At 70.0% G+C, this 11929-nt stretch carries 13 protein-coding genes and 1 tRNA gene; 4 read left to right on the top strand and 10 right to left on the bottom strand.

The features are described from left to right. Window position 1: 1 nt before the first annotated feature. Genes AB0N73_RS04180 through AB0N73_RS04160 form a run of 5 tightly spaced genes read right to left on the bottom strand, consistent with a single transcriptional unit; the run spans window position 2 to window position 3628 of the window. Window positions 2-937 (bottom strand): HAMP domain-containing sensor histidine kinase, encoded by a 936-nt coding sequence (locus AB0N73_RS04180; RefSeq protein ID WP_363560685.1) that lies wholly within the window; start codon window positions 935-937, stop codon window positions 2-4. After that, window positions 934-1653 carry a response regulator transcription factor gene (locus AB0N73_RS04175; protein ID WP_363560683.1) on the bottom strand — a complete coding sequence of 240 codons (720 nt, stop codon included), beginning with the start codon at window positions 1651-1653 and terminating at the stop codon, window positions 934-936. The genes AB0N73_RS04180 and AB0N73_RS04175 overlap by 4 nt, the downstream gene beginning before the upstream one ends. Continuing rightward, window positions 1650-1922: a DUF4190 domain-containing protein gene (locus tag AB0N73_RS04170; RefSeq protein WP_363560681.1), complete on the bottom strand. Its 273-nt coding sequence runs from the start codon at window positions 1920-1922 to the stop codon at window positions 1650-1652. The genes AB0N73_RS04175 and AB0N73_RS04170 overlap by 4 nt, the downstream gene beginning before the upstream one ends. Window positions 1923-1924: 2 nt before the next feature. Beyond that, window positions 1925-2434, bottom strand: a complete 510-nt coding sequence (locus AB0N73_RS04165; protein WP_363560679.1) for a DUF3060 domain-containing protein — start codon at window positions 2432-2434, stop codon at window positions 1925-1927. Window positions 2435-2443: 9 nt separating this feature from the next. Further along, window positions 2444-3628: an OmpA family protein gene (locus AB0N73_RS04160; protein ID WP_363560677.1), complete on the bottom strand. Its 1185-nt coding sequence runs from the start codon at window positions 3626-3628 to the stop codon at window positions 2444-2446. A gap of 196 nt (window positions 3629-3824) precedes the next feature. On the opposite strand from AB0N73_RS04160, the gene sfnG reads away from it, so the two are divergent. The 3 genes from sfnG (at window position 3825) to AB0N73_RS04145 (ending at window position 7458) form a co-directional block, all read left to right on the top strand. Further along, a complete protein-coding gene (sfnG, locus tag AB0N73_RS04155) occupies window positions 3825-4955 on the top strand; it encodes a dimethylsulfone monooxygenase SfnG (protein ID WP_363560675.1) in 1131 nt (376 codons plus the stop codon). A 71-nt stretch (window positions 4956-5026) separates the two neighbouring features. Further along, window positions 5027-6271 (top strand): acyl-CoA dehydrogenase family protein, encoded by a 1245-nt coding sequence (locus AB0N73_RS04150; protein ID WP_363560673.1) that lies wholly within the window; start codon window positions 5027-5029, stop codon window positions 6269-6271. A gap of 131 nt (window positions 6272-6402) precedes the next feature. Further along, a complete protein-coding gene (locus tag AB0N73_RS04145) occupies window positions 6403-7458 on the top strand; it encodes a crosslink repair DNA glycosylase YcaQ family protein (protein ID WP_363560671.1) in 1056 nt (351 codons plus the stop codon). Here the strand turns inward: AB0N73_RS04145 and AB0N73_RS04140 are convergent. From AB0N73_RS04140 to AB0N73_RS04120, 5 genes are all read right to left on the bottom strand, one after another. Continuing rightward, the gene (locus tag AB0N73_RS04140; RefSeq protein ID WP_363560669.1) at window positions 7455-8483 is read right to left on the bottom strand and encodes a methionine synthase; all 1029 of its coding nucleotides are present in this window, start codon (window positions 8481-8483) and stop codon (window positions 7455-7457) included. The genes AB0N73_RS04145 and AB0N73_RS04140 overlap by 4 nt on opposite strands. Continuing rightward, window positions 8480-9508, bottom strand: coding sequence for a putative oxygenase MesX (locus tag AB0N73_RS04135; protein ID WP_363560667.1), 1029 nt, complete (start codon window positions 9506-9508; stop codon window positions 8480-8482). The genes AB0N73_RS04140 and AB0N73_RS04135 overlap by 4 nt, the downstream gene beginning before the upstream one ends. A gap of 270 nt (window positions 9509-9778) precedes the next feature. Then, a tRNA-Tyr gene (locus tag AB0N73_RS04130) sits at window positions 9779-9863 on the bottom strand. 108 nt (window positions 9864-9971) lie between these two features. After that, window positions 9972-10886 (bottom strand): PfkB family carbohydrate kinase, encoded by a 915-nt coding sequence (locus tag AB0N73_RS04125; protein WP_363560665.1) that lies wholly within the window; start codon window positions 10884-10886, stop codon window positions 9972-9974. A 3-nt stretch (window positions 10887-10889) separates the two neighbouring features. Continuing rightward, window positions 10890-11375, bottom strand: a complete 486-nt coding sequence (locus AB0N73_RS04120; RefSeq protein ID WP_363560663.1) for an FBP domain-containing protein — start codon at window positions 11373-11375, stop codon at window positions 10890-10892. Between the two features lie 65 nt (window positions 11376-11440). On the opposite strand from AB0N73_RS04120, the gene AB0N73_RS04115 reads away from it, so the two are divergent. Beyond that, window positions 11441-11929 (top strand): YajQ family cyclic di-GMP-binding protein, encoded by a 489-nt coding sequence (locus AB0N73_RS04115; protein WP_363560661.1) that lies wholly within the window; start codon window positions 11441-11443, stop codon window positions 11927-11929.

Below are 11929 nucleotides of genomic sequence, written 5' to 3'. Positions count from 1 at the left end.
GTCAACGGGGAGCCAGCGGCAGCCGCATCCGCACGCTCGTGCCCTGGCCGCGCAGCGAGCGCAGCGACACGTCGCCGCCGTGGCGCTGCACCACCACCCGCACGAGCGAGAGGCCCAGCCCGCTGCCCTCCACGCCGCGCGCCGGCGCCGCCCGCCACAGTTCGTCCCAGACGAAGGGCACGTCCTGCGGGTCGATCCCCCATCCGGTGTCGGCCACTTCGATCACGGCGTGCGCGCCGTCCTCGGTGCCGCGCACCTCGATCCGGGCCCCGTCGTCGGAGTACTTGGCCGCGTTCAGCAGGAGGTTGCGCACCGCCACCGACAGCAGATCGGGGTCTCCCTGCACGGCGGGCAGCGGCCACGGCACGGTGGGGAACGTCATCTGGATGTCGCGGCGCACGCCCCGCGCCTGCAGCTCATCGCGCACCGCAGCCGTCTCCTCGGCGACGAGGGCGGTCATGTCGACCCGCGAGCTCTCGAGCGCCCGCGTCTCGAGCGCCGACAGCGCGCGCAGCTGCGTGACGAGGGAGCCGAGCCGGGCCGCCTGCGCCGACGCGATCACGAGGTTCTGCGGCGGCGTCTGCTCACCCGCGGCGAGCGCCGAACGGATCGCCGTGACGGGGTTCTTGAGCTCGTGGTCGAGTCGGCCGAGGAATCGGCGGTGCGCGTCGCGCTCGGCGGCGGCTCCCTCCTCGCGGGCCGTCGCCAGCTGCGCGGCGCGTCGGCGCGCGCGCCACGGCCGGAGGCCCCAGAGCACGGTGAGCACGACGGTCGCGGCGACCCCCGTGAGGATCAGGGCGCTGGCGAGTGGAACCTGGAGCACCAGGGTGCCGTTGCCGCCGGCCAGCACCACCACGACGGCGAGGACGACGGCGACGAGCACCGGCACGGCAGAGATCGCGAGGCGGGCGACACGGCCCGAGGTCGGCGCTGTCATGAGGTGCTCACGGGGGCCAGGAAGCGGTAGCCGACACCGGGCAGGGTCTCGACCCACCGCGGGTGCTGCGGGTCGTCGCCCAGCGCGCGGCGGAGCTCGGCGACACGGTGGTCGACGGCGCGCGTCGTCACGGCGAACTCGAATCCCCACAGCGCCTCGAGCAGGTGATCCCGCGTGTGCACCTCGTCGGGGTGCGACATGAGGTACTCGAGCAGGGTGAAGGCCTTGGGCGTCAGCTCGACGACCACGCCCTCTCTCGTCGCCCGTCGCGCCGTACGGTCCAGGCGCAGCGCCCCGCTCACGAGCACGGTGGATGCCGTCAGCGGCCGCCCGCCCGCCGACGTCCGCCGCAGCACGGCGCGGATGCGGGCCACCAGCTCCGGAGGATCGAACGGCTTGCCCAGGTAGTCGTCGGCGCCGTCCTCGAGGGCGGCCGTCCGCTCGAACGACGCATCGACCTTGGTGAGCATGATCACGGGCGTCCACGCATCCGCCTGGCGCAGGCGCCGCACGAGCTCGCGACCGTCCATGCGGGGCATGAGCACATCCGACACGACGATGTCGGGGGCGAAGTCGGCGTGCGCCGCCAGTGCGTCGATGCCATCGGCCGCCACGCGCAGCTCGAAGCCGCTGCGTTCGAGGAAGGGCGAGAGCGTCGCGGTGATGGCCTCCTCGTCGTCGACGAGCAGCACGCGCGGACGCGGCGCCTCGGTCATCGGACGTTCACCGCCCAGACCGTGAGCCAGACGACGGCGATGGCGACCACGACGAGCGCGATCAGCGTCAGGTAGCCGATCACGAGCCCGGCGATCGCGAAGCCGGCGCCCGAGGCGCCCGTGCGCCGGATGCTCCCGAGCGCGACATGGCCGAAGATCACGGCGAGCAGGTTCAGGCCGCACAGCGCGAGCACGAACGAGGTGATGGCCAGACCGCTCGTCGGGCGCGGGACGTAGACCACCGCGGGCGGGGCGTAGGGAGAGGTCATGGTCAGCCTTCCGTCGTGGGACGCATCGTGTTGCCGGCTCCCGTGTCGCTCACGCGCGGCTCGCCGGTCTGCCACCGCACATCGTTCCCGCTGCCGGCGACGTCGATCGCCTCGGCCGACACCACCTGCACGCGGTTGGCCGCACCCTCGACCGTGAGGGTGCCGACTCCCGCCGCGAGCACCACGGTGCCGCTCGCGGCGATGCGGATGCTGTCGCAGTCCTCCGCGACCGACACGACCGCCGCCGCCTCGCTCACCACGAGGGTGCCGCCGGGGCAGCTGATCCGGTTCGCCGCCGCCTCGTACTCGGCGCGCAGATCCGCCGCGGGGTCGTCGCCCGACGCCGACGGGGCCGCGGCGCTCGGCGGCGCGGACGGCGTCGGGGTGGGCGTGGGCGATGCCGCCGGTGCCGACGCGGCGTCTCCGGGCGGTACGTAGCCGATCGAGCATCCGCTCAGTGTCGCCGTCGCGGCGATGAACAGTGCCACCGTCATCCCTCTGCGCGTGATCATGTCGTCCTCTCAGAACGCCGGGATGAAGATCTCGACGCGCCGGTTGAGCTGGCGCCCCGGCGCGTTGTCGGCGCCGTCGATCTCATTCGGCGCGACGGGTGCGGTCTCGCCGTAGCCGACGGCGCTCAGGTCGGCATCGACGCCGCGCTCCGTGAGCGCCGCCACCACGGCCTGCGCGCGGCGCTCCGAGAGCGTCTGGTTGTAGGAGTCGGTGCCGATCGCGTCGGTGTGCCCGCCGATCTCCGCCGCCGGCACACCGAGCTCCGCCATGACCGAGGCGAGCTCATCGAGCACCGCAGCGGCATCCGATCGCACGTCCGCCTTGTCGAAGTCGAAGAGCACGCCGTCCTGCAGCGTGATCGTCGTGCCGCACGAGGTGAGCGGGGCGAGGGTGCCGAGCGGCGGAAACACGCCGACCGGCGCCTCGGGGGCGAGCGGCTCGACCTGCGTCGGCACGCCGTTGACGGCGCCGGTGCCGTCGCCGTAGTTCCAGATCTCCAAGCCCGCCGTCGTGTACGAGCCCGACCCGTCGCCGTAGTTGTGGATCTCGACCTCGGGGTCGCGGTACAGCGCGGAGCCGTCGCCGTAGTTCCAGTGCTCGACGGTGTCGGTCTTCAGCGACGCGGACCCGTCGCCGTACACCCAGGTCTCGCCCTCGGATGTGGTGACCTGACCGGAACCGTCGCCGTAGTTCCAGATCTGGGCGTCGGGCGAGGTGTACGACCCCGATCCGTCGCCGTAGACCGTCGCGGTGACCCCGCCGACCGTGAAGGTGCCGGAGCCGTCGCCGTAGTTGCGGATCTCCCCGTCGGGGCCGCTGAACGAGCCGGACCCGTCGCCGTAGAGCAGGGCCGTGCCCCGGCCCGCGGCGCGCTCGCGCACGTCTCCGCAGGCGGCGGGGCGGATGTCGAGCCCCGGACGGGGCGCGATCTCACGATCGAGCGTGATGGCGAATCCGCCCAGGGACTCGTCGAGCAGGCTCAGGTCCGGCATCGTGAACAACGGCACCGGGGGCACGTCGCCAGGGGCGTAGCCGGCGACCGCGGGCAGCGTCGACGTCGCGGTGGGCGCGGGCGCGGATGCGGCGGGCGTCGAGGAGACGGGGGCGGGTTCCGGGGCGCACCCCGCCAGGACGATGGCGGCCAGAGCGAGGACGGCGGCGGATCGTGCGGCGGATCGGGGGGATTTCGTCACGAGTCGAAGGTATCGACTGCGCGAGGGCGGGTGGTCGCGGAGCTGTCTCGGATGTGTCGCAGTCCTGCGACATCCGATGCGCGAGCCGTGGCCCCGTCACCTCCGGTAACGCGGGATCACCTCCGGTAACAACGGTGTCCTCGCCCGGACTCGCGCCTACCTTTGCGCGTGGAACGCAACGGAGAGGAACCCGCACATGACTCGCACGTCCCTTCACGAGCCGCTGAAGTTCGCCTACTGGGTGCCGAACGTGAGCGGCGGCCTCGTCGTCAGCTCCATCGAGCAGCGCACATCGTGGGACTACGACTACAACGTCCAGCTGGCCCGCACGGCCGAACGCGTCGGCTTCGAGTACGCGCTCAGTCAGGTGCGTTACGCGTCGAGCTACGGCGCCGCGCAGCAGCACGAATCCACCAGCACCAGCCTTGCGCTGCTGCTGGCGACCGAGAAGCTCAAGGTCATCGCCGCCGTGCATCCGGGTCTCTGGGAGCCGGCCGTGCTGGCCAAGTTCATCCTCACGGCAGACCAGTTCTCCCACGGCCGCGCGGCCGTGAACGTGGTCAGCGGCTGGTTCAAGGACGAGTACGTCGACCTGGGTCTGCCCTGGCTCGAGCACGACGAGCGCTATCGGCGCTCCGCCGAGTTCATCGAGGTGCTCCGCGGCCTGTGGACGCAGGAGAAGTTCGACTTCGCCGGCGACTTCTACCGCACCCACGGGTTCACGCTGCGACCGGGCCCGTACCCCGTGGCGGGGCGCCCGCATCCCGAGATCTTCCAGGGCGGCAACTCGACCGCAGCACGCTTCAACGGCGGCGCGCACGCCGACTGGTACTTCTCGAACGGCAAGGACTTCGATGGCTTCACCGAGCAGTACGACGAGGTCACGCAGATCGCCGCCGAGCACGGCCGCACGGTCCGTTTCGGGCTGAACGGCTTCGCGATCGTCCGTGACACCGAGGCCGAGGCGCGCGATGTCCTGCGCGAAATCATCGCCCATGCCGACGTCGAGTCGGTCGAGGGCTTCCGCGCTTCGGTGCAGCAGGCGGGCGCCTCCACATCCGACAAGAAGGGGATGTGGGCCGACTCGAGCTTCGAGGACCTCGTGCAGTACAACGACGGCTTCCGGACGCAGCTCATCGGGGACCCGGAACAGGTGGCCCGACGCATCATCGAGTACAAGAAGCGGGGCGTGAATCTGCTGCTGCTCGGCTTCCTCCACTTCATCGAAGAGGTGGAGGCCTTCGGCACCCGGGTCATCCCGATCGTGCGAGAGCTCGAAGCCGACCTGGCGCGCACGGGCGCCGAGCTGCGCCCCACCGCGCTCTGACGAAGACGTGCTCGACCGGATGCACCCGATCGAGGCGAATCACCGAATCACCGAACCGGAAAGGCAAGAACGTGACAATCACGGATCCAGTGACCACCGACCTCACCGACCGCTGGCGGGACGCAGCCCGCCCTCAGGGTAGCGCCGCGTGGATCGCGCGCGCCGATGAGGTCGCCGACATCCTCGCCGTCGACGCGGTCGAACGCGATCGCGCGGGCGCCACGCCCCATGCCGAGGTGCGACTCCTGAAGGACGCGGGTCTCGTCACCCTGCTCGGCCCCGTCGCGCACGGCGGCGCCGGCGAGAGCTGGGACACCGCCTACAAAGTCATCCGGGCGGTCTCGCGCGGCGACGGCTCGATCGGCCAGGTACTCGGCTACCACTACCTCTGGGCGTGGGCGGCACGACTCGTGGCCACCGAGGACCAGATCGCCGCGGTCGAAGAGCTGTACACGAGCAACAACTTCCTCTTCGGCGGCGCGGTGAACCCGCGCGACTCCGACCTCACGATCCGGGAGGACGGTGACGAGCTGGTCTTCTCGGGCCGCAAGTCGTTCTCCACGGGAGGCCAGATCTCCGACCTCACGGTGCTCGAAGGGGTGCTCGAGGGCACCGAGACGCACATCTTCGCGATCGTCCCGACCGCGCAGGAGGGCATCGTCTTCGCCGGGGACTGGGACAGCCTCGGCCAGCGGCTGACGGAGTCGGGGTCCGTCGAGATCCGGGATGTCCGCGTGCCGTGGGCCGCGGCGGCGGGCTTCGTCGACCGGGTGTTCCAGCCGCTCACCTACAACACGCTCAACGTGCCGGCCATCCAGCTGGTCTTCGCCAACTTCTATCTGGGCATCGCGCAAGGAGCCCTCGAGACGGCATCCGCCTACACCCGCAGCACGACCCGCGCGTGGCCGTACGGCGGCGACAACAAGCAGCACGCCAGCGAGGAATGGTACGTCCTCGAAGGCTACGGCGAGCTGCAGTCCAAGATCTGGGCGGATGAAGCGCTCCTGGATGCCGTCGGCGCCGAGATCAGCGGCGTCCTGCACGCTCCTCGAGAAGAGCTCACGGAGCGGCGCCGGGGCGAGATCGCCGTGCGGATCGCGGCCGGGAAGACGCGCATCGTCGACGACGGGCTGGAGGTCGCCACGAAGGTCTACGAGCTGACGGGCGCCCGCGCGTCAGCGAGCGCCGTGGGGTTGGACATCTTCTGGCGGAACCTGCGCACGCACAGCCTGCACGACCCGATCGCCTACAAGAAGCGCGAGGTCGGCGAGTACGTGCTGCTCGGCGACGTGCCCGAGCCCACCTGGTACACCTGACGCCTGTTCGTCTCGGGCAGGAACGGGGAACGGGGAACGGACCGCCGCGGCGGCTGTTCCCCGTTCCTGCGCGTTCGGGAGCACAATGAACCCGCGGTCGACGCGGACGGCGACGCCGCGAAGGGAGCGCGATGACGGTCACCTGGGATCGGGCGCTCGCCTGGCGCGCCGACCAGCAGTTCCTCACCGCTCCGGCGCGCACGGCCGCCGAGGTCGTGGGGCGTCTGATCTCGGTGCCCGCGAACTCGGGCGACCCGGAGCTGTCGGTGAGCATCCGCCTCGCCGCCGCCGACCGCGATGCCGTGGCGACGGCACTGGCGTCGCGCGAGCTGATCGCCGCGTACGCCTTCGGCGGAGCGGTGCACCTGATGACGCCGGCGGGTGCCGCCGACGTCCTGGCTCTGCGGGGCGCGAGCAGGCAGTGGGAGCGGCGGACCTGGCAGACGTTCTACGAGCTGGCGCCGGAGAGATGGGACGAGCTCCGCACGGTCGTCGCCGACGCGCTGTCAGCGGGCCCGCTCACCCAATCGGAGCTCGCCGCGGCCGTGGCGGCCCGGTCGGGCTTCGCCCATCTGCGGGAGCACTTCTCGCATCCGTCGCAGACGATCCTCAAGCCTCTCGCCTGGCAGGGCGTGATGAGCTTCGGCCCGCGTCGGGACGGGACGACGACCTTCCAGTCGCTCGCGCTGCAGCCGGGCTGGCCGGGCCTGCCCGAGGTCGACGAGGCCGGCCCTCGGATGATGGCCGCGTATCTGACGGCGTACGGTCCCGCGAGCAGAGCGCAGATCCATCGCTGGTTCACCGAGGGTCTGAGTGTGCCCCGCCGTCGCGTGGACGCCTGGCTCGCGTCGCTCGGGTCGACGATCACGCAGATCGACGTCGACGACGCGTCGGTCTCCGCGCTGACGGCGACCGTGCCGGCCGTGCGCGCGCACGAGGCGTCGGACGACGCGCACCTCCTGCCCGGATACGACCGGTGGGTCTTCGGTCCCGGCACCGCAGAGGAGACGATCGTTCCCGCGGCGCACCGCACGGTCGTTTCGCGGGGCGCGAATGTCGCGGTGGTCGGCGGCCGGGTCCGCGGGACGTGGCGGATGGAGGACGGCGCGGCGAACGTGGCGTGGTTCGATCCGACGAGGCCACCGGGTGGCCGGGGCGACGCCGATCGTCCCGGCGCCGTGACCTAGTCCGACAGCTCCTGCCGGACTATCGCCGCACCCGCCCCCAGCGCCTGCAGCTTGGCGCGGGCGACGCTGCGGCGCAGCGGTGCCATGCCGCAGTTCGTGGAGGGATAGAGATGGTCCGCGTCGACGAACTGCAGCGCGCGCCTCAGCGTGGCGGCGACCTCATCCGGCGTCTCGATGTGCGTGCTCGCCACGTCGATGGCGCCGACCATGACCTTCTTCCCGCGGATGAGCTCGATCAGCTCCAGCGGCACGTGGGAGTTGTGGCACTCGAGCGAGACGATGTCGATGCTCGACTCCTGGAGCTTGGGGAAGATCTCCTCGTACTGCCGCCACTCCGCACCGAGGGTCTGCTTCCAGTCGGTGTTGGCTTTGATGCCGTACCCGTAACAGACGTGGACGGCGGTGTCGCAGGTCAGGCCTTCCGTCGCCCGCTCGAGCACGGCGACACCCCAGTCCTTCACCTCGTCGAAGAAGACGTTGAACGCGGGTTCGTCGAACTGGATGATGTCGACGCCCGCGGCCTGGAGCTCCTTGGCCTCCTGGTTGAGGATCCCGGCGAACTCCCACGCCAGCTTCTCGCGGCTGCCGTAGTGGGCGTCGTACAGGGTGTCGATCATCGTCATGGGGCCGGGCAGCGCCCACTTGATGGGCTGATCGGTCTGCGCGCGCAGGAAGCGGGCGTCGTCGACGAACACCGGTCGGTCGCGACTGACCGCCCCCACAACGGTCGGGACGGACGCGTCGTAGCGATTGCGGATGCGGACGGTCTCGCGCTTTTCGAAGTCCACGCCGCCCAGGTGCTCGATGAAGGTCGTGACGAAGTGCTGCCGGGTCTGCTCGCCATCGCTCACGATGTCGATGCCGGCGTCCCGCTGGTCGGCCAACGACAGGCGCAGGGCGTCCCGCTTGCCCTCTGCCAGCTCGTCATCCGGCAGTTTCCACTCCGACCAGAGCGTCTCGGGCTGTGCGAGCCAGGACGGCTTGGGGAGGCTTCCCGCGGTCGAGGTCGGAAGCAGAGCGTTCATGACTGCCCTCCCTGCGGGGCGGCGTAAGCGGCCGACCACTCCTCGAGCACCGCGCGCTGGGGAGCGATGAATCTCTCCTCCGCGAACGTGCCCTGCTCCACCGCCCGTCGGCTGCGGTCCTCGCGATCGTAGGAGATCTGCGTCGTGGAGTAGTCCGCGTTGTCGAGGCGCGGGCGGTAGTGCCGGCCCGCCACCGCGTTGGCGTTGTAGATCTCGGGTCGGTAGATCTTCTGGAAGCTCTCCATCGTGCTGATCGTCGAGATCAGTTCGAGGTTGCTGTAGTCGCTCAGCAGATCACCGACGAAGTAGAACGCGAGCGGTGCGACGCCGCCGTCGGGCAGGAAGTATCGGACCCGAAGCCCCATCGTCCCGAAGTAGTCGTCGGTCAACGAGGACTCGTCGTGGCGGTACTCGACCCCCAGGATGGGGTGGCGATTGTCCGTCCGATGGTAGGTCTTGCTGCTCGAGACGCTCAGACAGATCACCGGCGGCTTGCGAGAGAGGCGACGGTACGCATCGGATTCGAGGAACGCCTTGAAGAGATTCCCGTGCAGCCGCCCGAAATCGTCCGGTACCCCGAAGCCGTCGCGATTCTCGTTGTATGCGGGAAGGAGGATGCTGAAGTCGTAGTCACGCACGTACGACGAGAAGTTGTTGCCGAGGATGCCGTCGATACGAGCGCCCGTGAGCCGGTCCACGATCGTCGTGTGCAGCACCTCGATGATCGGGAACGCCTCGCCGCCACCATCGCCGTCACCGTCGAACCGGACGTCCACGGAGACGATGTCGAGTTCGAGGGAGTACCGCTCCCCCTCCTCGTTGTCCCACGGCGCCAGTTCGTTGACGCGGTCGTCGATCATCCGCAGCACGTTGCGGAGATTCTCCTGACGCGATTCGCCGCGCGCGAGGTTGGCGAAGTTCGTGGTGATCCGCGTGCTGTCGGACGGCTCGTAGTCGACGTCGAAGCGCGTGCGCTCCACGGAGAACAGCGGGAACACGGGAGAGAGCGAGGAAGCCAGACGCACGTCGAACCGATCTTGTTGGAGCGGGCCGGGACGGCCGCTGAATCAGTGCTCAAGAGCCGCAACGTGCCCGGCTCATTTCGTCCGGGCGCGAGGCCTCGCGTGGCTACGACTTCTCCGATCATCACGACGACGCCGCGTGCTCGCAAGTTCGACGTAACATCGCGGCGCACGGCGCATGGTGCGAGGCACGCCCGTCCCTGCCGAACCTCTCGGCCGACGCGGCCCGTGAACGAAGAACGGCCCCCGCAGGCGGGGGCCGTTCTTCGTGGATGGTGGCAGGTGAGGGATTCGAACCCCCGAATGCTGAGCAGTCTGATTTACAGTCAGATCCCTTTGGCCGCTTGGGTAACCTGCCAAACGCGCACCCGCCCGGCTTTCTCAGTCGACCAGAGGCGCGATCACCGATATTACCCTCTGCGGCGCGCTCTCAGAAATCGGCGCCGAACCGGCAGGATCCGGCCGGTCAGGAGCCGTCCTCGAGACCGCTGAGCGCCGAGGGCAACCGCAGCAGCGCACCCTCGAATCGGCAGGTCGCAGCGGCCACCTGCATGGCGCGTTCGACGAGATCCGCCCAGGCCGCCTCATCCGCCGGGTGCTCGACGAGCAGCGTCGACACCGCCGACGAGAGCACGGCGTCGCCCGCCCCCATGGTGTCGACGATCGGGCCGGGCGCCGAGGCGATCGGCTTCTCGAGAGCGAAGGCCGTCGTCGCCATTCCGGCACCGCTCGAGCCGCGCGTGGCGAGGACCGCCCCCACGCCCTGGGCGAGAAGCCGATCCCGCAGCTCGTCGAGCGCCGTGCCGTAGAGCAGCTCGGCGTCGTCGTCGCCCACCTTCACCAGATCCGCGAGCGCGGCGAGCGCCTCGAAGCCCGAGACGAAATCCGCGCGGTCGTGCAGCATCCCCAGGCGGGGGTTCGGATCGATCGCCAGGGCACCGTCGGCCTCGGCGAGCGCGGAGGCCAGCGCCAGCGTCTGCACCGGGTCGTCGAACGGGAAGCAACTGACGACCGTGATCGCCGCGCCCGCGATGGCCGCGCGTTCGGCGTCGCCGAAGGAGATCCGCCGGTGCCATGCCGCATCCGAGAACTCGTAGACGGGCTCGCCGCCCGCGTCACGCGTGCTGATCGCGCGCGCGGTGCCGAGCGGGGAAGGCGATGCGAGCAGGTCGACGCCGAACTCGTCGAGATAGGCGCGGATGCGGTCGCCCGGCTCGTCGTCACCCACCATGGCGATGAGCGTGGTCGGCCACCCCAGGCGAGCGAGACCCACCGCCACGTTCAACGCGGCTCCTCCGACGAACTCGCGGTGCCCCTGCGGGTCGCTGATCTCATCGATCAGCGCATCGCCCACGACGACGACGCGTCCTGTCTCCCCCATGCCCTACTCCCCCCGTACGCGGTCGACGAATGCCTCCGCGCGCTGCCTCGTGCCGTCGATGCGCCGATCGACGCTCGCCCTCATCTCGCTGGGCGCCAACGGCGCCGCCAAACGTACATTCTCATGACACGACAGGTCGGCGCAGATGTAGGTACCTACGCTGTCGCCGTGATCGCCCGCGTCGCCCGCCTTGCGCGCGGTGAACAGCGCCACCTGATCGGCCGGCTGCATCGTGTGGCAGAGGTTGCACATGGCGGAACGCGCGCGGCTGCTGCCGTCTGCGGCGCGGAGCACCACGCCCACCGGGCGCCCCTCACGCTCGGCCACGAGATACCCCCGTCCCCGGGTGCGCGGGTCGCGCCAGGCGAAGAAATCCAGGTGGTCCCAGTCGGTCAGCACGAAGTCGTGCGGCATCGACGCCACGCGCAGCTCGTCCGCATCCGCGTTGACGAGGGCGCCGCGCACGTCGGTCTCGGTCAGTGCCCGCATGGCGCAATTCTAAGGAGAGCAGCGACCCGCGGAGCAGCCGCGGCCCCCGCCGCTAGAATCTCGGCATGGCAGATTCCTCGTTCGACATCGTGTCCAAGATCGACAAGCAGGAGGCCGACAACGCGCTCAACCAGGCGCGTAAAGAGGTCGAGCAGCGCTACGACTTCAAGGGCACCGATGCGTCCATCGAGTGGAGCGGCGAAGCGATCCTCATCAAGGCGAACAGCGAAGAGCGCGCGAACGCCGTGCTCGACGTCTTCCAGACCAAGCTCATCAAGCGCGGGATCTCGCTGAAGAGCCTCGAGACGGGCGAGCCCACGGCCAGCGGCCGCGAGTACCGCATCACCTCGACCCTGAAAGAGGGCATCTCGCAGGAGAACGCGAAGAAGATCGGCAAGATCATCCGCGACGAGGGCCCCAAGTCGGTGAAGTCGCAGGTGCAGGGCGACGAGCTGCGCGTGCAGTCGAAGTCCCGCGACGACCTGCAGGAAGTCCAGCGCCTGCTGAAGGCCGCCGACCTCGACGTCGACCTGCAGTTCATCAACTACCGGTAG

It is taken from the genome of Microbacterium sp. NPDC089189 (assembly GCF_040685095.1).
Lineage (GTDB): Bacteria > Actinomycetota > Actinomycetes > Actinomycetales > Microbacteriaceae > Microbacterium.
Note: the sequence above shows the minus strand (reverse complement) of the source record. Positions and strands in the feature narration are given on the sequence as shown.

Coding starts and splice junctions, on each gene's coding strand:
- AB0N73_RS04175 (WP_363560683.1), bottom strand. CDS start 1,653: ATGACCGAGGCGCCGCGTCCGCGCGTGCTGCTCGTCGACGACGAGGAG.
- AB0N73_RS04125 (WP_363560665.1), bottom strand. CDS start 10,886: ATGGGGGAGACAGGACGCGTCGTCGTCGTGGGCGATGCGCTGATCGAT.
- AB0N73_RS04165 (WP_363560679.1), bottom strand. CDS start 2,434: ATGATCACGCGCAGAGGGATGACGGTGGCACTGTTCATCGCCGCGACG.
- AB0N73_RS04180 (WP_363560685.1), bottom strand. CDS start 937: ATGACAGCGCCGACCTCGGGCCGTGTCGCCCGCCTCGCGATCTCTGCC.
- AB0N73_RS04170 (WP_363560681.1), bottom strand. CDS start 1,922: ATGACCTCTCCCTACGCCCCGCCCGCGGTGGTCTACGTCCCGCGCCCG.
- AB0N73_RS04145 (WP_363560671.1), top strand. CDS start 6,403: ATGACGGTCACCTGGGATCGGGCGCTCGCCTGGCGCGCCGACCAGCAG.
- AB0N73_RS04115 (WP_363560661.1), top strand. CDS start 11,441: ATGGCAGATTCCTCGTTCGACATCGTGTCCAAGATCGACAAGCAGGAG.
- AB0N73_RS04140 (WP_363560669.1), bottom strand. CDS start 8,483: ATGAACGCTCTGCTTCCGACCTCGACCGCGGGAAGCCTCCCCAAGCCG.
- AB0N73_RS04120 (WP_363560663.1), bottom strand. CDS start 11,375: ATGCGGGCACTGACCGAGACCGACGTGCGCGGCGCCCTCGTCAACGCG.
- sfnG (WP_363560675.1), top strand. CDS start 3,825: ATGACTCGCACGTCCCTTCACGAGCCGCTGAAGTTCGCCTACTGGGTG.